General features: G+C 54.0%; 24 protein-coding genes and 2 tRNA genes. 19 read left to right on the top strand and 7 right to left on the bottom strand.

Annotated elements, in window-relative coordinates; translation table 11 throughout:
* Window positions 1-82: 82 nt before the first annotated feature.
* Together ibaG and murA are read left to right on the top strand one after the other, a co-directional pair.
* Window positions 83-337: a BolA family iron metabolism protein IbaG gene (gene ibaG / locus G7090_RS20780; protein WP_032614457.1), complete on the top strand. Its 255-nt coding sequence runs from the start codon at window positions 83-85 to the stop codon at window positions 335-337.
* Between the two features lie 52 nt (window positions 338-389).
* Window positions 390-1,649: a UDP-N-acetylglucosamine 1-carboxyvinyltransferase gene (murA, locus tag G7090_RS20775; protein WP_106994827.1), complete on the top strand. Its 1,260-nt coding sequence runs from the start codon at window positions 390-392 to the stop codon at window positions 1,647-1,649.
* Between the two features lie 60 nt (window positions 1,650-1,709).
* On the opposite strand, the gene sfsB is transcribed toward murA, so the two are convergent.
* Together sfsB and ispB are read right to left on the bottom strand one after the other, a co-directional pair.
* Entirely contained in the window at window positions 1,710-1,997 is a 288-nt protein-coding gene (sfsB, locus tag G7090_RS20770; protein WP_106994826.1) for a DNA-binding transcriptional regulator SfsB, read from the bottom strand.
* 230 nt (window positions 1,998-2,227) lie between these two features.
* Entirely contained in the window at window positions 2,228-3,199 is a 972-nt protein-coding gene (gene ispB, locus G7090_RS20765; protein ID WP_166184226.1) for an octaprenyl diphosphate synthase, read from the bottom strand.
* A 256-nt stretch (window positions 3,200-3,455) separates the two neighbouring features.
* On the opposite strand from ispB, the gene rplU reads away from it, so the two are divergent.
* The 4 genes from rplU to cgtA all read left to right on the top strand — a co-directional run bounded on the left by rplU (window position 3,456) and on the right by cgtA (window position 6,297).
* The gene (rplU, locus tag G7090_RS20760) at window positions 3,456-3,767 is read left to right on the top strand and encodes a 50S ribosomal protein L21 (protein WP_106994824.1); all 312 of its coding nucleotides are present in this window, start codon (window positions 3,456-3,458) and stop codon (window positions 3,765-3,767) included.
* A 19-nt stretch (window positions 3,768-3,786) separates the two neighbouring features.
* The gene (rpmA, locus tag G7090_RS20755) at window positions 3,787-4,044 is read left to right on the top strand and encodes a 50S ribosomal protein L27 (protein WP_007673187.1); all 258 of its coding nucleotides are present in this window, start codon (window positions 3,787-3,789) and stop codon (window positions 4,042-4,044) included.
* A gap of 96 nt (window positions 4,045-4,140) precedes the next feature.
* A complete protein-coding gene (locus tag G7090_RS20750) occupies window positions 4,141-5,106 on the top strand; it encodes a DMT family transporter (RefSeq protein WP_106994823.1) in 966 nt (321 codons plus the stop codon).
* Window positions 5,107-5,121: 15 nt separating this feature from the next.
* Window positions 5,122-6,297, top strand: coding sequence for an Obg family GTPase CgtA (cgtA, locus tag G7090_RS20745; protein WP_106994822.1), 1,176 nt, complete (start codon window positions 5,122-5,124; stop codon window positions 6,295-6,297).
* Window positions 6,298-6,334: 37 nt separating this feature from the next.
* On the opposite strand, the gene pmrB is transcribed toward cgtA, so the two are convergent.
* The 3 genes from pmrB to dacB are packed head-to-tail and all read right to left on the bottom strand — an operon-like array spanning window position 6,335 to window position 9,473.
* The gene (gene pmrB / locus G7090_RS20740; protein WP_106994821.1) at window positions 6,335-7,378 is read right to left on the bottom strand and encodes a two-component system sensor histidine kinase PmrB; all 1,044 of its coding nucleotides are present in this window, start codon (window positions 7,376-7,378) and stop codon (window positions 6,335-6,337) included.
* A complete protein-coding gene (gene pmrA / locus G7090_RS20735) occupies window positions 7,375-8,037 on the bottom strand; it encodes a two-component system response regulator PmrA (RefSeq protein ID WP_106994820.1) in 663 nt (220 codons plus the stop codon). The genes pmrB and pmrA overlap by 4 nt, the downstream gene beginning before the upstream one ends.
* 2 nt (window positions 8,038-8,039) lie before the next feature.
* Window positions 8,040-9,473: a serine-type D-Ala-D-Ala carboxypeptidase gene (gene dacB, locus G7090_RS20730; protein WP_166184223.1), complete on the bottom strand. Its 1,434-nt coding sequence runs from the start codon at window positions 9,471-9,473 to the stop codon at window positions 8,040-8,042.
* Between the two features lie 246 nt (window positions 9,474-9,719).
* On the opposite strand from dacB, the gene greA reads away from it, so the two are divergent.
* The gene (greA, locus tag G7090_RS20725; RefSeq protein WP_142487242.1) at window positions 9,720-10,196 is read left to right on the top strand and encodes a transcription elongation factor GreA; all 477 of its coding nucleotides are present in this window, start codon (window positions 9,720-9,722) and stop codon (window positions 10,194-10,196) included.
* Between the two features lie 152 nt (window positions 10,197-10,348).
* Here the strand turns inward: greA and yhbY are convergent, their stop codons facing one another.
* The gene (gene yhbY, locus G7090_RS20720) at window positions 10,349-10,642 is read right to left on the bottom strand and encodes a ribosome assembly RNA-binding protein YhbY (RefSeq protein ID WP_095099897.1); all 294 of its coding nucleotides are present in this window, start codon (window positions 10,640-10,642) and stop codon (window positions 10,349-10,351) included.
* A 122-nt stretch (window positions 10,643-10,764) separates the two neighbouring features.
* Here yhbY and rlmE point away from each other — a divergent pair, with 122 nt between their 5' ends.
* The 6 genes from rlmE (at window position 10,765) to G7090_RS20690 (ending at window position 16,354) form a co-directional block, all read left to right on the top strand.
* Window positions 10,765-11,391 (top strand): 23S rRNA (uridine(2552)-2'-O)-methyltransferase RlmE, encoded by a 627-nt coding sequence (gene rlmE, locus G7090_RS20715; RefSeq protein WP_106994817.1) that lies wholly within the window; start codon window positions 10,765-10,767, stop codon window positions 11,389-11,391.
* A gap of 102 nt (window positions 11,392-11,493) precedes the next feature.
* A complete protein-coding gene (gene ftsH / locus G7090_RS20710; RefSeq protein ID WP_106994816.1) occupies window positions 11,494-13,428 on the top strand; it encodes an ATP-dependent zinc metalloprotease FtsH in 1,935 nt (644 codons plus the stop codon).
* Window positions 13,429-13,520: 92 nt separating this feature from the next.
* Window positions 13,521-14,369, top strand: a complete 849-nt coding sequence (folP, locus tag G7090_RS20705; protein WP_166184221.1) for a dihydropteroate synthase — start codon at window positions 13,521-13,523, stop codon at window positions 14,367-14,369.
* The gene (glmM, locus tag G7090_RS20700; protein ID WP_166184219.1) at window positions 14,362-15,699 is read left to right on the top strand and encodes a phosphoglucosamine mutase; all 1,338 of its coding nucleotides are present in this window, start codon (window positions 14,362-14,364) and stop codon (window positions 15,697-15,699) included. Before folP ends, glmM begins: the two co-directional genes overlap by 8 nt.
* Window positions 15,700-15,921: 222 nt before the next feature.
* Window positions 15,922-16,254 (top strand): preprotein translocase subunit SecG, encoded by a 333-nt coding sequence (gene secG, locus G7090_RS20695; RefSeq protein ID WP_032614427.1) that lies wholly within the window; start codon window positions 15,922-15,924, stop codon window positions 16,252-16,254.
* A 13-nt stretch (window positions 16,255-16,267) separates the two neighbouring features.
* A tRNA-Leu gene (locus tag G7090_RS20690) sits at window positions 16,268-16,354 on the top strand.
* A 180-nt stretch (window positions 16,355-16,534) separates the two neighbouring features.
* Here the strand turns inward: G7090_RS20690 and argG are convergent.
* Window positions 16,535-17,881, bottom strand: a complete 1,347-nt coding sequence (gene argG, locus G7090_RS20685) for an argininosuccinate synthase (protein ID WP_166184217.1) — start codon at window positions 17,879-17,881, stop codon at window positions 16,535-16,537.
* A gap of 286 nt (window positions 17,882-18,167) precedes the next feature.
* Between argG and G7090_RS20680 the strand changes: the two genes are divergently transcribed.
* The 6 genes from G7090_RS20680 (at window position 18,168) to truB (ending at window position 24,573) form a co-directional block, all read left to right on the top strand.
* Window positions 18,168-18,244, top strand: a tRNA-Met gene (locus G7090_RS20680).
* Window positions 18,245-18,451: 207 nt separating this feature from the next.
* On the top strand, window positions 18,452-18,904 hold the full coding sequence (gene rimP / locus G7090_RS20675; RefSeq protein ID WP_142487237.1) for a ribosome maturation factor RimP: 453 nt from the start codon (window positions 18,452-18,454) through the stop codon (window positions 18,902-18,904).
* Between the two features lie 27 nt (window positions 18,905-18,931).
* Window positions 18,932-20,419, top strand: coding sequence for a transcription termination factor NusA (gene nusA / locus G7090_RS20670; RefSeq protein WP_106994811.1), 1,488 nt, complete (start codon window positions 18,932-18,934; stop codon window positions 20,417-20,419).
* Between the two features lie 24 nt (window positions 20,420-20,443).
* Window positions 20,444-23,134 carry a translation initiation factor IF-2 gene (gene infB, locus G7090_RS20665; protein ID WP_106994810.1) on the top strand — a complete coding sequence of 897 codons (2,691 nt, stop codon included), beginning with the start codon at window positions 20,444-20,446 and terminating at the stop codon, window positions 23,132-23,134.
* Window positions 23,135-23,227: 93 nt separating this feature from the next.
* Entirely contained in the window at window positions 23,228-23,629 is a 402-nt protein-coding gene (rbfA, locus tag G7090_RS20660) for a 30S ribosome-binding factor RbfA (RefSeq protein WP_059307112.1), read from the top strand.
* Window positions 23,629-24,573, top strand: coding sequence for a tRNA pseudouridine(55) synthase TruB (truB, locus tag G7090_RS20655; protein ID WP_166184215.1), 945 nt, complete (start codon window positions 23,629-23,631; stop codon window positions 24,571-24,573). The genes rbfA and truB overlap by 1 nt, the downstream gene beginning before the upstream one ends.
* Window positions 24,574-24,608 lie beyond the last annotated feature (35 nt).

Here is a 24,608-nt window from a genome sequence, read left to right as displayed (position 1 = left end):
TCGGGGCTTTTTGCTTGTTTAAGACCGCGCCACTTTGCTCTAAGATGTTGGGCTTGTTTTCACACCAGATGATAGAGATCCCATGGAAAATCATGAAATCCAGACCGTGCTGATGAACGCACTTGCCCTCCAGGAAGCCCACGTCTCCGGCGACGGCAGCCACTTTCAGGTTATTGCTGTGGGAGAGATCTTTGACGGCATGAGCCGCGTGAAAAAACAGCAGGCTGTTTATGCGCCGCTGATGGAATATATCGCGGATAATCGTATCCATGCCCTGTCGATCAAGGCGTTCACCCCGACTGAGTGGGCACGCGATCGCAAACTAAACGGTTTTTGAGCTGAGGGTGAGTTGCCCGCAGCACGGTTGAATTCATACAGAGAGTAATCACATGGACAAATTTCGTGTTCAGGGACCTACGCGTCTCCAGGGCGAAGTCACAATTTCCGGTGCCAAAAACGCCGCGCTGCCGATCCTCTTTGCCGCACTGCTTGCGGAAGAGCCGGTAGAGATCCAGAACGTCCCGAAACTGAAAGACATTGATACCACCATGAAGCTGCTCGGCCAGCTGGGTACCAAGGTAGAACGTAACGGCTCCGTGTGGATCGACGCCAGTAACGTGAACAACTTCTCCGCGCCGTACGACCTAGTGAAAACGATGCGCGCTTCCATCTGGGCGCTGGGTCCGCTGGTGGCCCGTTTTGGTCAGGGCCAGGTCTCGCTGCCGGGCGGCTGTGCCATTGGCGCGCGTCCGGTCGATCTGCATATTTTCGGCCTCGAGAAGCTGGGCGCCGAAATAAAGCTGGAAGAGGGTTACGTCAAAGCCTCCGTCAATGGCCGCCTGCAGGGCGCGCATATCGTGATGGATAAGGTGAGCGTTGGCGCAACCGTCACCATTATGTCTGCAGCAACGCTGGCTGAAGGTACCACCATTATCGAGAACGCCGCGCGTGAGCCAGAGATTGTGGACACCGCGAACTTCCTGAATACGCTGGGGGCGAAGATCACCGGCCAGGGTACCGACCGTATCACCATTGAAGGCGTTGAGCGCCTGGGCGGCGGCGTGTATCGCGTTCTGCCTGACCGTATTGAAACCGGGACCTTCCTGGTCGCAGCGGCCATCTCCGGCGGTAAGATCGTTTGTCGTAACGCACAGCCTGATACGCTGGATGCGGTACTGGCTAAGCTGCGTGATGCCGGTGCGGACATCGAAATCGGTGAAGACTGGATCAGCCTGGATATGCACGGTAAGCGTCCTAAGGCCGTGAACGTGCGTACAGCTCCGCATCCGGCGTTCCCGACCGATATGCAGGCGCAGTTCACTCTGTTGAACCTTGTGGCAGAAGGGACTGGCTTCATTACCGAAACCATCTTCGAAAACCGCTTTATGCACGTACCGGAACTGATCCGTATGGGTGGCCATGCTGAGATCGAAAGCAACACCGTGATCTGTCATGGTGTGGAAAAATTATCCGGGGCGCAGGTGATGGCGACGGATTTGCGTGCGTCTGCAAGCCTGGTGCTGGCGGGCTGTATTGCGGAAGGTACAACGCTGGTGGACCGTATTTATCACATCGATCGCGGCTATGAGCGCATCGAAGATAAACTGCGTGCCCTGGGTGCAAATATTGAGCGTGTGAAAGGCGAGTAATCGTTAAGGCAGCCCCCTGCCATTTCGACCGGGGGGTTGCTGGTCCCGTTTAAAGGAGCGTCATTGTTGGCGCTCTTTTTGTTTTCTGCTCTGGCGCATCATGCGCGTTCTGTCGACAAATTCGTGGGTTAGCGGGTCATGGTAGCGTGATGGCCAAATGACCCAGGGATCGGTATCTAACGCCGTTGCAATGATCAGTTCTCCCTTCGGCCAGGGGCGCGTCAGCGCGTTTGCCAGGGTGGATGAACTGAGGCCATTACGACGGGATTCTGCCGCCAGTGATGTTCCCTTTTTACGCAGCGCGGCAATAATATCGGCCGAGTGCCAGTCGATAAATTTCTTATCCATTCAGCGGTCCCTCTGTTCTGGTACGTTTACGTCATTTCAATTAAATGACGTTTTTACTATACCTTCTTCGAACAGCGGTTCTAAAAAGTTCGCGTTACTGGAAGCAACATTCAGATTTTGCCAGGGCTTTAATCATGCGGCCTGTAAGCGGATTCTTTAACAACGTTATGGATATTATTTGGAACTTATCGGAACTCTCTTTTCATGAAAAAGAGAGTTCCTGGAACTGCTTATCGATCGCGTTGGACAGCAATATGGGCGAGACCGATCAGGGCATCACGCCATGGACTGTCAGGGATCACCTGAAGTGCGATGATGGCTTTATCCGCTTCTTCCTCGGCACGCTGACGCGTCCATTCCAGTGAACCACAGGTTGCCATTGCTTCCAGTACAGGTTCCAGAAGGTGTCGGCCGTTTCCTTGTTCAATGGCTTCGCGGATCAGGTTTGCCTGTTCAGGGGTACCGTTACGCATGGCATGCAGCAGCGGGAGCGTCGGTTTGCCCTCATTGAGGTCGTCCCCGACGTTTTTGCCCAGCGTCTCGCCATCGGCGCTGTAATCGAGCAGATCGTCGATCAGCTGGAAGGCGGTGCCAAGATAGCGCCCGTAATCCTGCAGGCCACGTTCCTGCTCCTCGCTACAGCCAGCAAGAATACCGGAGCACTGGGCCGCCGCCTCAAACAGACGTGCGGTTTTGCTGTAGATCACCCGCATGTAGTTCTCTTCGGTGATGTCCGGGTCGTTGACGTTCATCAGCTGCAGAACTTCGCCTTCCGCGATCACGTTCACCGCTTTGGACATCACTTCCAGCACCTTCAGCGAGCCGAGGCTGGTCATCATCTGGAAGGCGCGCGTATAGATAAAATCACCGACCAGCACGCTGGCAGCATTGCCAAATGCCGCGTTGGCGGTGGCTTTGCCACGACGCATGTCGGACTCATCGACAACGTCATCATGCAGCAACGTAGCGGTATGAATAAATTCGATCAGCGCCGCAATAGTGACGTGCGCATTCCCCTGATAGCCTACCGCGCGAGCGGCCAGCACAGCGATCATTGGACGGATGCGTTTGCCCCCACCGCTGACGATGTAGTAACCCAACTGATTGATTAGGGAAACGTCAGAGTCGAGCTGTTCCAGGATCGCTGCATTTACACCCGCCATATCTTGCGCGGTTAACTCATTGATTTTTTCTAAATTCATCGCAAAAGCCGGGCTTGTAGTCCTGTTTTCCACATTTCAAATGGGTTAACGTAGGGTTCGGTTTATCAATAGTAGCGCTGATTGTACTGAAAAAACGCCTCAGATAAACGTTACCGTACGTGTTGTGTTTTTTTTCTTCATGTATTGACGGTAGCACTTGTCAAAGGCTCGCGTTTTGCGTAATATTCGCGCCCTATTGTGAATATTTATAGCGCACTCTGAATCACACGAGGATGTGCGCGGAAGCGGAGTTTATATGTACGCGGTTTTCCAAAGTGGTGGTAAACAACACCGAGTAAGCGAAGGTCAGACCGTTCGCCTGGAAAAGCTGGACATCGCAACTGGCGAAGCTGTTGAGTTCGCTGAAGTTCTGATGATCGCAAACGGTGAAGAAGTCAAAATCGGCGTTCCTTTCGTTGATGGCGGCGTTATCAAAGCTGAAGTTGTTGCTCATGGTCGTGGCGAGAAAATTAAGATCGTTAAGTTTCGTCGTCGTAAACACTACCGTAAGCAGCAGGGCCACCGTCAGTGGTTCACTGATGTGAAAATTACTGGCATCAGCGCCTAAGACCTGAGGAGAGATTTAAATGGCACATAAAAAGGCTGGCGGCTCCACACGTAACGGTCGCGATTCAGAAGCTAAACGCCTTGGCGTTAAGCGTTTCGGTGGCGAAACTGTTCTGGCGGGTAGCATCATCGTTCGTCAGCGTGGCACTAAGTTCCACGCGGGTAACAACGTAGGTTGCGGTCGTGACCACACTCTGTTTGCTAAAGCAGACGGTAAAGTGAAATTTGAAGTTAAAGGCCCGAACAACCGTAAATACATCAGCATTGTTGCTGAGTAAGGTTTTCTCGGTCCGGTAACGGATTAAAGCCCCGCAACGTGTTGCGGGGCTTTTTACATTGGAAACCCGGTAATTTTTTCTGTAGGGAAAACGGGCATGAAGCAGCAAGCCGGCATTGGTATTCTCCTGGCACTCATCACCGCGATGTGCTGGGGCGCATTGCCCATTGCAATGAAGCAGGTTCTTGAAGTGATGGAACCACCAACGGTGGTGTTTTATCGCTTCCTGATGGCCGGTGTTGGTCTGGGGACTATCCTGGCAATCAAGGGTAAGCTTCCGCCGATGCGCATTTTTCGCAAGCCGCGCTGGATTATTGTACTGGCGATTGCGACAGGTGGTCTGTTCGGCAACTTCATCTTGTTCAGTTCTTCCCTGCAGTATCTTAGCCCTACCGCCTCGCAAGTTATAGGTCAGCTGTCACCGGTTGGCATGATGATCGCCAGTGTCGTTATCCTCAAAGAGAAGATGCGCGGCACGCAGGTGATTGGGGCAATGATGCTGCTTTGTGGTCTGGTGTTGTTCTTCAATACCAGTCTGATAGAGATCTTTACCCGCCTGACGGATTACACCTGGGGTGTGATTTTCGGCGTGAGTGCGGCGGCGGTGTGGGTAAGTTATGGCGTCGCGCAAAAGGTGTTATTGCGTCGTCTGGCGTCACAGCAGATCCTGTTTTTGCTGTACACTTTATGTACTATTGCACTGTTGCCGCTGGCGAAGCCGGGAGTCATTACCCAGTTAAGCGACTGGCAGCTGGCGTGTCTGATCTTTTGTGGTCTGAACACGTTAGTCGGTTATGGCGCGCTGGCGGAAGCGATGGCGCGCTGGCAGGCAGCACAGGTGAGCGCACTGATTACGCTTACCCCGCTGTTTACGCTGTTATTTTCAGATTTATTATCAATGGCCTGGCCCGATTTCTTCGTCAAACCGATGTTAAACCTGTTGGCTTATATCGGTGCGTTTGTCGTGGTTGCGGGCGCGATGTATTCCGCCATTGGTCATCGTCTTTGGGGACGTTGGCGCAAAAGTGAAGCGGTTGTAGTTGTCCCCCGCTCAGGCGAATGATTTACGGAGAGTAAAATGAAGTTTGTTGATGAAGCAACGATCCTGGTCGTGGCAGGTGATGGCGGTAATGGTTGCGTAAGCTTCCGCCGTGAAAAATACATTCCGCGTGGCGGCCCTGACGGCGGCGACGGCGGTGACGGCGGGGACGTATGGCTTGAAGCCGACGAGAACCTTAACACCCTGATCGACTACCGTTTCGAGAAAGCTTTCCGCGCAGAGCGTGGCCAGAATGGCCAGAGCCGTGACTGTACCGGCAAGCGCGGGAAAGATGTCAGCGTGAAAGTGCCGGTCGGGACGCGCGTTATCGATCAGGGCACGGGCGAAACCATGGGTGATATGACCAAACACGGTCAGCGCCTGATGGTAGCGAAAGGCGGCTGGCACGGTCTGGGTAACACCCGTTTCAAATCCTCAGTTAACCGTTCCCCACGTCAAAAAACGATGGGTACGCCGGGTGACAAGCGCGATCTGCAGCTGGAGCTGATGCTGCTGGCAGACGTCGGGATGCTGGGGATGCCGAATGCCGGTAAATCTACCTTCATCCGTGCAGTCTCTGCGGCCAAGCCGAAAGTGGCGGACTATCCGTTTACCACCCTGGTGCCAAGCCTCGGCGTGGTGCGTATGGACACCGAGAAGAGCTTCGTGGTTGCGGATATCCCGGGCCTGATCGAAGGCGCTGCAGAAGGCGCTGGTTTAGGGATCCGCTTCCTGAAACACCTTGAGCGCTGCCGCGTTCTGCTGCACCTCATCGATATCGATCCGATCGACGGTTCCGATCCGGTAGAGAACGCCCGCATCATTATTGGCGAGCTGGAAAAGTACAGCGATAAGCTGGCTGCGAAACCGCGCTGGCTGGTCTTCAACAAGATCGACCTGATGGACAAAGCAGAAGCCGAAGCGAAGGCGAAAGCCATTGCTGAAGCGATGGGCTGGGAAGATAAGTACTATCTTATCTCCGCGGCAAGCCAGATGGGCGTGAAAGATCTGTGCTGGGACGTGATGACCTTTATCATCGAGAACCCGGTAACGCAGGCAGAAGAAGCGAAGCAGCCTGAGAAAGTCGAATTCATGTGGGATGACTACCACCGTCAGCAGCTTGAAGAGCAGACGGAAGAAGAAGACGACGAAGACTGGGATGACGACTGGGACGAAGACGACGAAGAAGGCGTCGAATTCATCTACAAGCGTTAAGACCATCAATGGCCCCCTTACCAAGGGGGCTTTTTTTTTAATTCAATTTTGCCGGTAGCCAGCAGCTGACCGTCAGCCCACCTTCGGGACGGTTTTCCAGCGTCAGCTTGCCGCGATGCAACTGCACGATACGCTGGACGATGCTTAACCCCAGCCCGCTGCCGCCGTAGCGTTGATCGATACGGCGAAACGGCTCGGTAATGGACTGGCGATGTGCCTCATCAATGCCAGGCCCCTGATCGGAAACACTCACCAGCGTACCATCGTCGACATCCTGCATGCTGACTTCAATGGTGGTTCCCGCCGGGCTGTAACGTACCGCGTTTTCCAGCAAATTGCGCAGCATCAGCCGCAACAGGATGGCGTCTCCCTGTACGCTCAGGGAGCCCGTCTGCGGCCAGATCAGAGTGTGATCTTTGGTCTCATTCTCCAGCGCCAGCGGCGCAAAGATGGATTCGCTCCAGTTAACCGTATCGTAATGACCGCTGGCCAGAGCCTGGCCCGCCCGGGCCAGCATCAGAAGTTGCTCCACGGTATGCATCAGTTGATCGATACGGGCAATCAGCGTAGAGGCCTGCGGCGAGCCTGACTGCGCCATCAGCTCCAGATGCAGGCGGATGCCCGCAAGGGGCGTACGCAGCTCGTGTGCGGCGTCAGCAGTGAACAGACGCTCCTGCTGAATGGTTTGATCCAGCCGGGCAAGGAGTTGATTCAGAGAGGTGGTCACGGCGCCAACTTCTTCCATATCGGAATACATCGGTAGCGGGGTGAGATTGTCGGCAGAGCGGTTTGCCAGGCTGGAGCGGAGCTGATTGAGGGGGCGGGTGATCCAGCTGACGGCCCAGAAGGAGAACAGCAGCGTAAAACCGACCATCACCAGGGAAGGCACCAGCAACGAGGCGATCGCCTCCCGGATCTCTTTCTCAACATGCTGGTTGCGCGATTTGGCAGAAAGCGTCTCGCTGACAAGGAAGCCGATTTGCTCCCGGCTTTCATGCCAGAGCCAGATAACGCTGATGAGTTGAAAGAACAGCAGAATGACTGCTAACAGCACCATCAGACGACGGCGCATGCTGTTCATTTTTGGCTCTCCAGACGATAGCCCACGCCGCGCACGGTTTTGATGCGGTCTTTACCCAGCTTGCGCCGCAGGTTATGGATATGAACCTCAAGGGTGTTCGAGCCGGGATCGTCCTGCCAGGAGTAGATATCCTGCTGTAAGGTCTCACGATGGACGGTCTGCCCGGTGCGCATGATCAGCCGCGTTAGCAGGGCGAACTCTTTCGGGGTGACCTCAACCGGCTGGGACTGCTGTAATACCTGCTGCGTTTGCAGGTTTAGCGTCAGATCCCCGTCGCTGAGCAGGTTATCACTGTGCCCCTGATAACGCCGGATTAAGGCCCGTGCCCGCGCCTGTAGTTCCGCCAGGGCAAAAGGTTTCACCAGATAGTCGTCGGCGCCGGAGTCGAGGCCGTTGATCCTGTCTTCCAGCGCATCGCGCGCCGTCAGGATCAGCACCGGATTATCCACCCCACGACGACGCCACTGGCTGAGTAGAGTAGCTCCGTCTTTATCCGGCAGGCCAAGATCGAGGATCACCAGGCTGTACTCGCCGCTCTGGATAAGGCCATCAGCCTCGGCGGCAGTGCCAGCGCAATCGAGCGTATAGCCCTCCGCAGAGAGCGCCAGAGCCAGTCCTTCCTGCAGCAGCAGATCGTCTTCGACAATGAGTAATTTCATCGCTAGTTATTCTGATAAATATCCTTGTAAAGCCGGCTCTCAAAGCGCACCAGCGGGATACGGCGATTGCGTTGGTCTGCAGGTTCAACCGCGTAGCCAGAAAGATACTGCACAAAAGCCATCCGTTGCCCGCTGGCGGTAGTGATAAACCCGGCCAGGTTATAGACGCCCTGGAGCGAGCCCGTCTTCGCGGAGACTTTGCCATCCACGCCCGCGGCGTGCAGGCCAGCCCGATACTGCAGGGAGCCGTCATAACCGGCGAGCGGCAGCATCGAGATAAAGTTTAGTTCAGTGTCGTGCTGAGCAATGTACTGAAGGACCTGCATCATGGTGGCAGGGGAGATCAGGTTATGGCGCGACAGACCTGAGCCATCAACCGCGATGGTATTCCCGAGCTCAATACCGGCCTGCTGACGCAGGATCTGCCGGACCGCATCCGACCCGGCACGCCAGGTGCCAGGAACGCCGAAGCGGGCGTGGCCGATCATGCGAAACACGGTGTCGGCAATCATGTTGTCCGATTTTTTCAGCATGATCTTGAGCAGGTCGTGCAGCGGCGCCGATTGCTTACTGGCAATCACGGTGCCCGGCTCGTTGCTCTGGGTCTGACGTAACAGCGTGCCGCTATAGGTGATGTTGGCCTGCTTCAGTTCGTCTTTGAGGATCGCCCCGGCATAGCCTGCGCCATCCTGAATGGCGAAGGCCAGTGGCAGCGGATCGGCGCGCTGCGTCAGGCATCCGGTCAACGTAAAGCGGTTAAGATCTCCCGGTACCACGTCCAGTTCGCAGTACTGCGCTTCCGGCGACCCTTTCGCCAGGGTACGTACCTGACTGAACATAGTGACCGGATAGTAGGACGCCACCCGGATAAAAGCTAAATCATTGGGTTTTGGTGCACTGTACAGCGAGACGGAGAAGCAGTTGCGATCGACAATCGCGGCCGCAGGCGGCGCGCTAAAGCACTGGGTCATGTCGTTCCACGGCCAGCCCGGGGCTTTATCATGGCTGGCGAAGATAGACGTGTCGATAAGCACATTGCCTTCAATGCGCTGCACGCCCGACTTCTTTAGCACGGCGACCATATTGCGAATATCCTGACGCTTAAAGGTCGGATCCCCGCCAAAACGGGCGATAAGATCGCCTTTCAGCACACCGCCCTCAACGTTGCCTTTGCTCTCCAGCGTGGTGGTGAAGCGAAAGTCGGGCCCCAGCTGCAGCAGGGCGGCCAGGCCCGTGATCACTTTTTGCGTACTGGCGGGCAGGGCCATCTGCTGGCTGTGATAATCAATCTCAGGGGCCTGGGCACCTATCTTTTGCACCATCAGGGCAAGATTGGCACCATCGGGCAGCTGATTAATATACTCGTCAACGTTCGCTGCCTGGACAGTGAACGCAAATGTGGTGGTCAATCCGATGATAAATCTGGAAAATCGCATAATCTCGCGCTAACAACCCGGAAACAAACCGCCATACTACGGCCCAACGCCCTGTAAAGTAAACGATGACCCATACTGAACTTCGCGTTAAAATGCGTATCAAATTGAAAAATTGCTGCTGTCCTGGAACTTTGCTTCCGGGTCAGTTTTCTTTTGCTTCTGACCTGTGCCAGGCTGTGATGCCTGCGGGGCCAGTCGTCGGGTCAGTTACCCGTACCTAACAGGAATGTCAAAGAGGTATAACAAATGCAAGCTATTCCGATGACCTTACGTGGGGCTGAAAAACTTCGCGAAGAGCTGGATTTTCTGAAATCTGTTCGCCGCCCTGAGATCATTGCAGCCATCGCCGATGCGCGTGAGCATGGCGATTTGAAAGAGAACGCCGAGTACCACGCTGCGCGTGAGCAGCAGGGTTTCTGCGAAGGGCGTATTAAAGATATCGAAGCCAAGCTGTCGAATGCGCAGGTGATTGATATCACCAAGATGCCAAACAACGGGCGAGTCATTTTTGGTTGCACCGTTACCGTGATCAATCTGGATAACGATGAAGAAGTTTCTTACCGAATCGTAGGTGATGACGAGGCCGATTTTAAGCAGAATCTGATCTCGGTAAACTCACCGATTGCCCGCGGCCTGATTGGCAAAGAGCAGGACGATGTGGTCACCATCCGTACCCCGGGTGGGGAAGTGGAGTTCGAAATTATCAAGGTTGATTACCTGTAATTCGCATCTCCTGCCAGATGTTGATACATTGTAAAGATAGGAAAAAGGCCGCATAGCGGCCTTTTATCAACTCAAGGAGCATGGCATTTTGCTCACCTGCTTAAGAAAAACCCCTCGTTTTACACAGTAAATGTGTTCAATTCAGGATAATCTTAGCGTGGCAGCGAGATTTTACGCTCTTTAGATGGACGGTAGAGCACCAGCGTTTTACCGATGACCTGTACATTACAGGCGCCGGTTTCGCGCACGATTGCTTCCACGATCAAAGTCTTGGTCTCTCTGTCTTCAGAGGCGATTTTCACTTTGATTAATTCGTGGTGCTCCAGCGCTTGTTCAATCTCGGCCAGTACCCCTTCGGTCAAACCATTGTTGCCAAGCATAACTACAGGCTTGAGCGGATGTGCCAGACCTTTAAGGTGCTGTTTTTGTTTAGTACTCAGATTCATCGTATATTTTTGCTTACGTTGGGATTGAAAACGGTTCATTCTACCGCCATCTCCCTAATATCGCCAAATTGCTGAGTGGAAATTTACACCACAGGCTACGATGAACCAGGACGGAAAGTTAAATGACAGGTAAAAAGCGTTCTGCAAGCTCGAGCCGCTGGCTCCAGGAACACTTTAGCGATAAATATGTTCTACAGGCACAGAAAAAGGGGTTACGTTCCCGTGCCTGGTTTAAACTTGATGAAATACAGCAAAGTGACAAACTCTTTAAGCCGGGGATGACGGTAGTCGACCTCGGTGCAGCGCCCGGCGGATGGTCGCAATATGCGGTGACACAAATCGGCGGAACTGGCCGAATCATCGCCTGCGATCTTTTGCCTATGGATCCCATCGTTGGTGTGGACTTCCTTCAGGGCGATTTTCGTGATGAATTAGTACTGAAAGCGTTACTTGAACGTGTAGGTGACAGTAAAGTTCAGGTTGTCATGTCCGATATGGCGCCAAATATGTGCGGAACACCGGCGGTGGATATCCCTCGCTCCATGTATCTGGTAGAACTGGCGTTAGAGATGTCCCGTGATGTCTTAGCGCCGGGTGGTAGTTTTTTAGTGAAGGTGTTCCAGGGCGAAGGTTTCGAGGAGTATCTGAAGGAAATTCGCTCCCTGTTTGCGAAGGTCAAAGTTCGTAAGCCGGACTCTTCTCGTGCTCGTTCACGTGAAGTGTATATTGTAGCGACCGGGCGAAAATGATAGCCGGTAAGTTTCAGGCGAAAGTTTGAAATGAATCGGATACTGAGTATCCTGACGCTGTTTTTAACACAGTTGTAATAAGAGGTTAATCCCTTGAGTGACATGGCGAAAAACCTAATACTCTGGCTGGTCATTGCCGTTGTGCTGATGTCAGTATTCCAGAGCTTTGGGCCCAGCGAGTCTAATGGCCGTAAGGTGGACTACTCTACCTTCCTGCAAGAGGTCAACCAGGATCAGGTTCGCGAAGCGCGTATCAACGGACGTGAGATCAACGTTACCAAGAAAGATAGTAACCGTTACACGACTTACATTCCGGTGAACGATCCTAAGCTGCTTGATAACCTTCTGACTAAAAACGTCAAGGTGGTAGGTGAGCCGCCGGAAGAGCCAAGCCTGCTGGCTTCTATCTTCATCTCCTGGTTCCCGATGCTGCTGCTTATCGGCGTCTGGATCTTCTTTATGCGTCAAATGCAGGGCGGCGGTGGCAAAGGTGCCATGTCGTTCGGCAAGAGTAAGGCGCGTATGTTGACGGAAGACCAGATCAAAACCACTTTTGCTGACGTAGCAGGTTGCGACGAAGCAAAAGAAGAGGTGGGTGAGCTGGTTGAATACCTACGTGAACCGAGCCGCTTCCAGAAACTGGGCGGTAAGATCCCGAAAGGCGTCCTGATGGTCGGCCCTCCGGGTACCGGTAAAACCCTGCTGGCGAAAGCCATCGCCGGTGAAGCGAAGGTCCCGTTCTTTACCATTTCCGGTTCTGACTTCGTGGAAATGTTCGTTGGTGTCGGTGCATCCCGTGTGCGTGACATGTTCGAACAGGCCAAGAAAGCGGCACCGTGCATCATCTTCATCGATGAAATCGACGCCGTAGGCCGCCAGCGTGGCGCAGGTCTGGGCGGTGGTCACGATGAACGTGAGCAGACGCTGAACCAGATGCTGGTTGAGATGGACGGTTTCGAAGGTAACGAAGGTATCATCGTTATCGCGGCAACTAACCGTCCGGACGTTCTTGACCCTGCGCTGCTGCGTCCAGGCCGTTTTGACCGTCAGGTTGTGGTCGGTCTGCCAGACGTTCGTGGTCGTGAGCAGATCCTGAAAGTGCATATGCGTCGCGTACCGCTGTCTCCGGACATCGATGCGGCAATCATTGCGCGCGGCACCCCAGGCTTCTCCGGTGCGGATCTGGCTAACCTCGTGAACGAAGCTGCACTGTTTGCTGCTCGCGGCAACAAGCGTGTGGTCTCGATGGTGGAGTTCGAGAAAGCGAAAGACAAAATCATGATGGGTGCGGAACGCCGCTCCATGGTGATGACGGAAGCGCAGAAAGAGTCCACGGCTTACCACGAAGCAGGTCATGCGATTATCGGTCGCCTGGTACCGGAACACGATCCGGTGCATAAAGTGACGATTATTCCGCGCGGTCGTGCGCTTGGCGTGACGTTCTTCCTGCCGGAAGGCGATGCCATCAGCGCCAGCCGCCAGAAACTGGAAAGCCAGATTTCAACCCTGTACGGCGGTCGTCTGGCGGAAGAGATTATCTACGGTGTGGAACATGTTTCGACCGGTGCGTCTAACGACATCAAAGTCGCGACCAACCTGGCACGTAACATGGTGACCCAATGGGGCTTCTCCGACAAACTCGGTCCGCTGCTGTATGCGGAAGAAGAGGGCGAAGTGTTCCTGGGCCGTTCTGTGGCGAAAGCGAAGCATATGTCCGATGAGACAGCACGTATCATCGATCAGGAAGTAAAATCTCTGGTTGAGCGTAACTATGCACGTGCTCGCCAGATCCTGAACGACAATATGGACATCCTGCATTCGATGAAAGATGCGCTCATGAAATATGAGACCATCGATGCACCGCAGATCGACGACCTGATGGCGCGCCGCGAAGTGCGTCCGCCAGCAGGCTGGGAAGACCCAGGCGCTTCCAATAATTCTGACAACAATGGCACCCCGCGTGCGCCGCGTCCGGTCGATGAACCGCGTACGCCAAACCCGGGCAACACCATGTCAGAACAGTTGGGCGATAAATAAGTCACCGCTGTAGATGTTCGCTTTACCTGAAACCCTGGGGCTTGCCCCGGGGTTTTTCTTGTTTGCTTAACTAAAAAAATCAGGGAATTGCCATGAAACTCTTCGCCCAGGATTCTTATCTCGATCTGACTCATCCGCATGTGATGGGGATCCTGAACGTTACGCCAGACTCGTTCTCCGATGGCGGGACGCATAACACGCTGATTGAGGCGGTCAGGCATGCGAATCTGATGATCAATGCCGGGGCGACCATCATTGATGTTGGTGGAGAATCGACGCGACCGGGCGCGGCAGATGTCAGCGTTGACGAAGAGTTGTCCCGGGTGATCCCGGTGGTCGAAGCCCTTGCGCAGCGTTTCGAAGTGTGGATTTCGGTGGATACCTCTAAGCCAGAGGTGATTCGCGAGTCAGCGAGAGTGGGCGCTCACATTATTAATGACATTCGCTCCCTCACCGAACCGGGAGCGCTTGAGGCCGCGGCAGAAACCGGGTTGCCGGTCTGTCTGATGCACATGCAGGGCCAGCCGAAAACCATGCAGGATGCCCCGAAGTATGATGACGTGTATGCTGATGTGAACCGCTACTTTGTTGAGCATATTGCGCGTTGTGAGCGTGCCGGTATCGCAAAAGAGAAATTGCTGCTCGACCCGGGATTCGGTTTCGGTAAAAATCTCTCTCATAACTTCGAGCTTCTTGCGCGCTTATCTGAATTTCACCATTTTGGCCTGCCGCTGCTGGTCGGGATGTCACGAAAATCTATGATAGGCCAGTTGCTTAACGTCGGGCCATCAGACCGCCTGAACGGAAGCCTGGCCTGCGCGGTTATTGCAGCGATGCAGGGAGCGCATATTATTCGCGTCCATGACGTAAAAGAGACAGCAGAAGCCATGCGAGTGGTGGAAGCCACACTGGCAGCTAAGGAAAACAACCGCTATGAGTAATCGTAAATATTTTGGTACCGACGGCATTCGTGGACGCGTGGGCGATGCGCCAATCACTCCTGAGTTTGTACTGAAGTTAGGCTGGGCTGCAGGTAAGGTGCTGGCCAGTCACGGCTCGCGCAAAATCATCATTGGTAAAGATACGCGCATCTCTGGCTATATGCTTGAATCGGCGCTGGAAGCCGGTCTTTCTGCCGCCGGGCTCTCTGCCTCCTTTACCGGACCAATGCCAACACCTGCTGTCGCCTATCTCACCCGCGCATTCCGCGCAGAAGCGGGGATTGTGATCTCCGCCTCGCATAACCCGTTCTACGATAACGGCATCAAATTCTTCTCTATCGATGGCACCAAGCTGCCGGATGAAGTTGAAGAAGCCATCGAAGCGGAAATGGAAAAAGAGCTGACCTGCGTGGACTCCGCTGAGCTGGGTAAAGCCAGTCGTATCGTCGATGCGGCTGGGCGCTACATTGAATTCTGTAAAGGTACCTTCCCGAACGAGTTGAGCCTCAGCCATCTTAAAATCGTGGTGGACTGCGCGAACGGGGCAACCTACCACATCGCTCCAAACGTGTTCCGCGAACTGGGTGCGCAGGTGGTGGCTATTGGCTGTGAACCTAACGGGCTGAACATTAATGCTGAAGTGGGGGCAACGGACGTTCGCGCTCTGCAGGCGCGCGTGCTGGCAGAGAAGGCCGATCTGGGTATCGCCTATGACGGCGACGGCGACCGCGTCATCATGGTTGATCATGAAGGCAATAAGGTCGATGGGGATCAGATCCTCTATATCATTGCTCGTGAAGGCCTGCGTCAGGGCCAGCTGCGCGGCGGTGCCGTCGGTACGCTGATGAGCAACATGGGTCTGGAGCTGGCACTTAAGCAGCTGGGGATCCCGTTTGTGCGCGCAAAAGTGGGCGATCGCTACGTTCTGGAAAAACTGCAGGAGAAAGGCTGGCGCATTGGCGCGGAAAACTCCGGCCACGTGATCCTGCTCGACAAAACCACCACCGGTGACGGCATTGTGGCGAGTCTGCAGGTGGTTGCGGCGATGGTGCGTAACCATATGTCCCTGCACGATCTGTGCAGCGGCATGAAAATGTTCCCGCAGATCCTGGTTAACGTCCGCTTTACCGCCGGGAAAGGCGATCCGCTGGAAAACGACAATGTGAAAGCGGTGATGGCTGAGGTTGAAGCGGCGCTGGGCTCCCGTGGCCGCGTTCTGCTGCGTAAGTCAGGCACCGAACCACTGATCCGGGTGATGGTGGAAGGTGAAGACGAAGCGCAGGTCACCGAGTTTGCCCATCGCATCGCGGATGCCGTGAAAGCGGCGTAACATTTTTGGTAAGTGTTTAAAAAGGCGGCGTCTGCCGCCTTTGTTTTGTACAGTTGCGGGTCTTTTGCTGTTTTTTTCCGCACTTGATACAATGCGCTGAAATTGCCCTTGCGAAGGTCATTCGCTTTGGTTAGTATTCACACCCGCTTCAGTGGGAAAGCAAATTCCTGCTTATTGGTCGAAGCATTGGTATGCGGCAAATCCGCAAGGAACAGGTTGATTATGTACGAAGCTCTTTTAGTAGTTTTCCTTATTGTAGCCATCGCTCTGGTAGCGTTGATCATGCTGCAGCAAGGTAAAGGCGCTGATATGGGGGCCTCTTTTGGAGCAGGCGCTTCTGGTACGCTGTTCGGTTCAAGTGGTTCTGGTAACTTCATGACCCGCGCAACGGCGATTCTGGCAACGCTGTTTTTCATCATCAGTCTGGCGCTTGGCAATATCAACAGCAACAAGACCAGTAAAGGAAGCGAGTGGGAAAATCTGAGCGCGCCGGCGAAATCCGAGCAGACTCAGCCAGCTGCACCGGCTAAGCCGACCAGCGATATCCCGCAGTAAGAGAAGTATCTGTGCTGAGGTGGTGGAATTGGTAGACACGCTACCTTGAGGTGGTAGTGCCCTAACGGGCTTGTGGGTTCGAGTCCCATCCTCAGTACCAATATTCCGAAGAAAAGACGTCGCAAGACGTCTTTTTTTTCGTCTGTAGTCTTATCTTTTCGTAGGCCCGGCAAGCGCAGCGCCGCCGGGCGAAAAGACGGCGGGGGCGCTGCGCTTGCCCGCCCTACAAAAGAGGATAAAAAAGGCGCCCTCAGGCGCCTTTTGCATCTCTTATTCGCGATTATTGCTTATCGCTGCTTTCCAGATTCTCTACCTGCGGCAGGCCATTCCCCGTTGATACGGAGAGCAGACCGTTCTCGGTATAGGTGAACAGCTTGGCACGGGTATCGGTGATATCCAGATTGCGCATGGTCAGCTGACCGATACGATCGTCCGGCGAGAAGACCGAGTCACCTTTCTCCATGGTCAGACGCTCTGCCTGATAGGTCAGGTTGTCAGACACGGTGTTCAGAATGGAATAATCATTGCCACGACGCAGTTCCAGGGTCACTTCACCGGTAATTGCGCTTGCCACCCAACGCTGCAGAGCATCACGCAGCATCAGCGCCTGCGGATCGAACCAGCGACCCTGATACAGCAGTTTGCCCAGCTGGCGACCATGAGAGTGATACTGCTCAATGGTATCTTCGTTGTGAATACCGGTCAGCAGACGCTCATAAGCGATGTGCAGCAGCGCCATCCCCGGGGCTTCATAAATGCCACGGCTTTTCGCTTCGATGATACGGTTTTCGATCTGATCGCTCATCCCCAGACCGTGACGGCCGCCGATGCGGTTAGCTTCCAGCATCAGTTCTACATCATCAGAGAAAGTCTGGCCGTTCAGGGCAACCGGGTGACCGCGTTCAAAACGTACGGTCACTTCTTCTGCCTGGATTTTGACGTTTTCGTCCCAGAACTTCACGCCCATGATCGGGTTGACGATCTTCACGCTGGAGTTCAGGAATTCCAGGTCTTTTGCTTCGTGCGTGGCGCCCAGCATGTTGGAGTCGGTAGAGTAGGCTTTCTCGACGGACATTTTGTAGTCAAAACCACAGGCGATCATAAATTCGGACATTTCGTGACGGCCACCGAGTTCGTCGATGAAGTCAGTATCCAGCCACGGCTTGTAGATCTGCAGTTCGGCGTTGGTCAGCAGGCCATAACGGTAGAAACGCTCAATGTCGTTGCCTTTATAGGTGCTGCCATCACCCCAGATGTTGACGCCATCGTCTTTCATCGCGGCAACCAGCATGGTGCCGGTAACGGCACGGCCCAGCGGGGTGGTGTTAAAATAGGTCAGGCCGCCAGTGGTGTTATGGAAAGCGCCACACTGGATGGCAGCGATACCTTCGGCAACCAGCTGCTTACGGCAGTCAATCAGGCGTGCGTTCTCTGCACCGTACTCCATGGCACGACGAGGGATCGCATCATAATCGTCCTCATCTGGCTGACCCAGGTTCGCAGTATATGCATAAGGAACCGCTCCCTTCTGGCGCATCCACAGCAGTGCAGCGCTGGTATCCAGGCCGCCTGAAAAAGCGATGCCAATACGTTGTCCTTGCGGAAGATGCTTGAGAATCGTCGTCATAAAATAAAACCCTGCTTGATTGACTGATGAGTGATCGCTTTCACCCTAAATGCATTTTTATGCAGAATAAGTGAGTTTTCATTTAATCATCTTTTGGCAAGTACCGAAAGCAATTCGTGTATTTTTTGTAAAAATTTCCCGCCGGAATCGCTGCGGTTGGCAGGGTTGACAGAGGGCGTCCACTATCAATATACTGAACGCCGATTTTACGTCCCGTCCTCGGTACCAAATCCCAGCATTATTTGCATTTTTTACCCATAAAGAGTAGAATTTGCCACGTTTCAGGCGCGGGGTGGAGCAGCCTGGTAGCTCGTCGGGCTCATAACCCGAAGGTCGTCGGTTCAAATCCGGCCCCCGCAACCACTTTCCTATAAAGTCCTTTTTCAAATATACTGTGAAGACTTAGCGCCTTCGTAGCTGGATTTGAAAAAATTCTTTTTGAAAGTGCTCCAGGCCACTGTTGTGGCTATAGGGTTCAGTTATCTAAAGCCCCGATTTATCGGGGTTTTTTGTTATCTGACTACAGAATAACTGGGCTTTATGCCCTTTTTTTACGTCTTGGGGGTGGGCTTGTCCACATTAGACCAAAAATTAACAGAGATGATTAAGGCACCAGTCGAAGCACTGGGCTACGAACTGGTCGGCATCGAATTTATTCGCAGCCGTACATCCACGCTGCGCATCTATATTGATAGTGAAGATGGCATCAATGTTGATGATTGTGCTGATGTTAGCCACCAGGTGAGTGCGGTTCTTGATGTTGAAGATCCTATTACCGTCGCCTATAACCTGGAAGTTTCCTCGCCTGGCCTGCATCGCCCGCTGTTTACTGCTGAACACTACACGCACTACATTGGTGAAGAAGCGGCTCTCGTCCTGCGAATGGCTGTACAAAACCGCCGTAAATGGCAGGGCGTTATTAAGGCCGTTGACGGTGAGATGATCACAGTAACAGTCGAAGGCAAAGATGAAGTGTTCGCGCTGAGTAATATCCAGAAGGCGAACCTGGTTCCCCACTTTTAACAGTCTGGATGAGGTGAAAAGCCCGCGATGAACAAAGAAATTTTGGCTGTTGTTGAAGCCGTCTCCAACGAAAAATCACTGCCGCGCGAGAAGATTTTTGAAGCGCTGGAAAGTGCACTGGCTACGGCAACCAAGAAAAAATACGAACAAGAGATCGATGTTCGCGTAGAAATCGATCGTAAGAGCGGCGACTTCGATACCTTCCGTCGTTGGGTTATCGTTGAAGAAGTGACCCAGCCAACGAAAGAGATCACTCTGGAAGCGGCGCGTTATGAAGATGAGAGTCTGAACGTTGACGATTACGTTGAAGATCAGATCGAATCCGTCACCTTCGACCGTATCACCACCCAGACTGCTAAACAGGTTATCGTACAGAAAGTTCGTGAAGCTGAGCGCGCCATGGTCGTTGACCAGTTCCGCGAACACGAAGGTGAGATCATCACCGGCGTAGTGAAGAAAGTTAACCGCGACAATATCTCCCTGGATCTGGGTAGCAACGCTGAAGCTGTCATTCTGCGTGAAGATATGCTGCCACGTGAAAACTTCCGTCCGGGTGACCGTATTCGCGGCGTACTCTATTCCGTGCGTCCAGAAGCGCGTGGCGCACAGCTGTTCGTGACCCGTTCTAAACCTGAAATGCTGATCGAACTGTTCCGCATTGAAGTGCCAGAAATTGGCGAAGAAGTGATCGAGATTAAAGCCGCTGCCCGCGATCCGGGTTCCCGTGCGAAAATCGCGGTGAAAACCAACGACAAGCGTATTGACCCGGTAGGGGCTTGTGTCGGTATGCGTGGCGCACGTGTTCAGGCTGTTTCGACTGAACTGGGTGGCGAGCGTATTGATATCGTCCTGTGGGACGACAACCCGGCGCAGTTCGTGATTAACGCGATGGCACCGGCTGATGTTGCGTCTATCGTGGTAGACGAAGATAAGCACACCATGGATATCGCCGTTGAAGCTGGCAATCTGGCGCAGGCGATCGGCCGTAACGGTCAGAACGTGCGTCTGGCTTCACAGCTGAGCGGCTGGGAACTCAACGTGATGACCGTTGATGACCTGCAGGCTAAGCATCAGGCTGAAGCCCATGCAGCTATTGATACCTTTACCAAGTACCTGGACATTGACGAAGATTTCGCCACCGTTCTGGTTGAAGAAGGTTTCTCCACGCTGGAAGAACTGGCCTATGTGCCAATGAAAGAACTGCTGGAAATTGACGGCCTGGATGAAGCCACCGTTGAAGCCCTGCGTGACCGCGCTAAAAACGCACTGACCACCCTGGCACTGGCTCAGGAAGAAAGCCTTGGTGATAACAAGCCGGCTGATGACCTGCTGAATCTGGAAGGTCTTGATCGTGCGATTGCGTTCAAGCTGGCTGCCCGTGGTGTTTGTACGCTGGAAGATCTCGCTGAACAAGGCGTTGATGACCTGGCTGATATCGAAGGTTTAACCGACGAGAAAGCCGGCGAGCTCATCATGGCCGCACGTAATATTTGCTGGTTCGGCGACGAAGCGTAATAAACTGTAGCAGGAAGGAACAGCATGACTGATGTAACTGTAAAAACGCTGGCTGCTGAGATTCAGACTTCCGTGGACCGCCTGGTACAGCAATTTGCTGATGCAGGGATCCCGAAGTCTGCTGATGACTCAGTGACCGCGCAAGAGAAACAAACCTTATTATCGCACCTGAACCGTGAACACGGCTCGGCGCCTGATAAACTGACGTTACAGCGTAAAACACGCAGTACGTTAAATGTTCCAGGTACCGGTGGAAAAAGCAAATCGGTACAAATCGAAGTCCGCAAGACACGCACCTTTGTAAAACGTGATCCGCAAGAGGCTGAACGCCTTGCCGCGGAAGAGCAGGCGCAGCGTGAAGCGGAAGAACAAGCTCAGCGTGAGGCGGAAGCAACCGCCAAACGTGAGGCAGAATTAAAAGCTGAACGTGAGGCCGCAGAAAAAGCGAAGCGCGATGCCAGTGATAAAGCGAAGCGTGACGCGGCGGAAAAAGACAAAGTGAGCAATCAACAGACTGACGAAATGACCAAAACTGCCCAGACGGAAAAAGCCCGTCGTGAAAATGAAGCTGCCGAGCTGAAGCGTAAAGCGGAAGAAGAAGCTCGCCGTAAGCTGGAAGAAGACGCACGTCGTGTTGCTGAAGAAGCGCGCCGTATGGCAGAAGAGAACGAGAAGAACGGTGTGAATCCTGTTGAGCAGACAGAAGACACCAGTGATTATCACGTGACTACTTCTCAGCATGCGCGCCAGGCAGAAGACGAAAACGACCGTGAAGTTGAAGGTGGTCGTAGCCGTACCCGTACCGCATCAAAAACTGCCCGTCCTCAGAAGAAGGGCAACAAGCACGCTGAATCCAAAGCCGATCGCGAAGAAGCGCGTGCAGCGGGTCGCGGTGGTAAAGGTGGTAAGCGTAAAGGTTCCGCTCTGCAGCAAGGCTTCCAGAAGCCAGCTCAGGCTGTTAACCGTGACGTTATCATCGGCGAAACCATCACCGTTGGCGAGCTGGCGAACAAGATGGCCGTTAAAGGCTCTCAGGTCATCAAAGCGATGATGAAGCTGGGTGCAATGGCGACCATCAATCAGGTTATCGACCAGGAAACCGCACAGCTGGTTGCCGAAGAGATGGGCCACAAAGTTATCCTGCGTCGTGAAAACGAGCTGGAAGAAGCGGTAATGAGCGACCGTGACACTGGCGCAGCGGCTGAACCGCGTGCACCGGTTGTAACCATCATGGGTCACGTTGACCACGGTAAAACCTCTCTGCTGGACTACATTCGTTCTACGAAAGTGGCCTCCGGCGAAGCAGGCGGCATTACCCAGCACATCGGTGCCTACCACGTAGAAACCGATAACGGGATGATCACCTTCCTGGATACCCCGGGTCACGCCGCGTTTACCTCCATGCGTGCTCGTGGTGCTCAGGCGACGGATATCGTTGTTCTGGTGGTTGCAGCAGACGATGGCGTGATGCCGCAGACTATCGAAGCAATCCAGCACGCGAAAGCGGCGCAGGTGCCTCTGGTCGTTGCAGTGAACAAAATCGATAAGCCAGAAGCGGACATGGATCGCGTTAAAAATGAACTGTCCCAGTACGGTGTTATGCCAGAAGAGTGGGGCGGTGAGTCTCAGTTCATCCCGGTTTCTGCAAAAGTGGGTACCGGTATCGATGACCTGCTGAACGCTATCCTGCTGCAGGCTGAAGTTCTGGAGCTGAAAGCGGTTCGCAATGGTATGGCGAGCGGTGCGGTGATCGAATCCTTCCTGGATAAAGGTCGTGGCCCGGTTGCTACCGTTCTGGTACGTGAAGGTACCCTGAACAAAGGCGACATCGTGCTGTGTGGCTTCGAATATGGCCGTGTTCGTGCAATGCGTGACGAACTGGGTCGTGAAGTGCTGGAAGCAGGTCCATCCATTCCGGTGGAAATCCTCGGTCTGTCCGGTGTTCCGGCTGCCGGTGATGAAGTGACCGTTGTTCGTGACGAGAAGAAAGCGCGTGAAGTTGCGCTGTATCGTCAGGGCAAATTCCGTGAAGTTAAACTGGCTCGCCAGCAGAAATCTAAACTCGAGAACATGTTTGCCAACATGACCGAAGGCGAAGTTCACGAAGTGAACGTCGTTCTGAAGGCCGACGTTCAGGGTTCTGTGGAAGCGATCTCCGACTCTTTACTGAAACTGTCTACCGACGAAGTGAAAGTGAAGATCATCGGTTCTGGCGTAGGTGGTATCACCGAAACCGACGCAACCCTGGCTGCAGCGTCCAACGCAATTCTGGTTGGCTTCAACGTCCGTGCCGATGCTTCTGCGCGTCGCGTGATCGAAGCGGAAAGCCTGGATCTGCGTTACTACTCCGTCATCTATCACCTGATCGACGAAGTGAAAGCGGCAATGAGCGGTATGCTGTCTCCGGAACTGAAACAGCAGATCATCGGTCTGGCTGAAGTACGTGACGTGTTCAAATCACCGAAATTTGGTGCGATCGCGGGCTGTATGGTTACCGAAGGCAACATCAAGCGTCACAACCCAATCCGCGTTCTGCGTGACAACGTGGTTATCTATGAAGGCGAGCTGGAATCCCTGCGCCGCTTCAAAGATGACGTTAACGAAGTCCGTAACGGCATGGAATGTGGTATCGGCGTGAAGAACTACAACGACGTTCGCGTTGGCGACATGATCGAAGTGTTCGAGATCATCGAGATCCAGCGTACCATCGCTTAATCTGCGTAGAATGTAGGCCGGGATCGCCTCGCGCCACCCGGCAAGAATTAACAAAAGGGGCTTAGAGCCCCTTTTTTGTCTGGAGAATTTATTATGGCGAAAGAATTTGGTCGCCCGCAGCGCGTTGCTCAAGAGATGCAAAAAGAGATCGCAATCATCCTGCAGCGCGAAATTAAAGACCCACGCCTGGGCATGATGACAACGGTATCCGGGGTTGAAGTATCCCGCGATCTGGCCTATGCCAAAGTATTTGTGACTTTCCTGAATGACCAGGATGAAGCGGCAGTTAAGCTGGGCATCAAAGCCCTGCAGGATGCCTCTGGTTTTATCCGCTCTCTGCTGGGCAAAGCTATGCGCCTGCGTATCGTGCCGGAACTGACCTTCTTCTACGATAACTCACTGGTTGAAGGGATGCGCATGTCCAACCTGGTCACCAGCGTGGTGAAGCAGGATGATGAGCGTCGTGTGAACCCGGACGATAACAAGGAGGACTAATGAGTCGTCCTCGTCGTCGCGGTCGCGACGTGCACGGCGTGCTGCTGCTGGATAAGCACCAGGGTGCCTCCAGCAACGACGTGCTGCAAAAAGTAAAGCGTCTCTATAATGCCAACCGCGCCGGTCATACCGGTGCGCTGGATCCGCTGGCGACCGGCATGCTGCCGGTTTGCCTGGGCGAAGCGACGAAGTTTTCCCAGTATCTGCTGGATTCCGATAAACGTTACCGCGTGATTGCGAAGCTGGGTCAGCGCACGGATACCTCCGATGCGGACGGTCAGGTGGTCGAAGAGCGTCCGGTGACGTTCAGCGGCGATCAGCTTGAGGCGGCGCTGGAAAGTTTCCGCGGCGACACCGAGCAGGTGCCGTCGATGTATTCCGCACTGAAATACCAGGGCAAAAAACTCTATGAGTATGCACGCCAGGGTATCGAGGTGCCGCGTGAAGCCCGTCCGATTACGGTGTATGAACTGCTGTTCATTCGTCATGAAGGCGATGAGCTGGAGCTGGAAGTCCACTGCTCAAAAGGCACGTACATCCGAACCATCATTGACGATCTGGGTGAAAAGCTGGGCTGTGGCGCGCACGTGATCTATCTGCGCCGTCTGGCCGTCAGTAAGTATCCTGCAGAACGGATGGTGACGCTGGAGCAGCTGCAGGCGCTGGTTGAGCAGGCTCAGGAGCAGGGTATTGATGCTGCCGAGTTGCTGGACCCACTGTTGATGCCGATGGACAGTCCAGCTTCGGACTACCCGGTCGTCAATCTGCCGCTGACCTCGTCCGTTTACTTCAAAAACGGTAACCCGGTGCGCACCACCGACGTCCCTTATCAAGGGCTGGTTCGCGTTACGGAAGGCGACGACAACACCTTTATCGGTATGGGTGAAATTGACGACGAAGGTCGTGTTGCACCGCGCCGTCTGGTGGTCGAATATCCGGCATAAGCTGACGCCTTACCTTGCGATAACCAGGGGAGGCG

Source organism: Leclercia sp. 29361 (assembly GCF_011290365.1).
Taxonomy (GTDB): Bacteria; Pseudomonadota; Gammaproteobacteria; order Enterobacterales; family Enterobacteriaceae; genus Enterobacter; species Enterobacter tamurae.
This window is presented reverse-complemented; position numbering and strand designations above follow the sequence as displayed.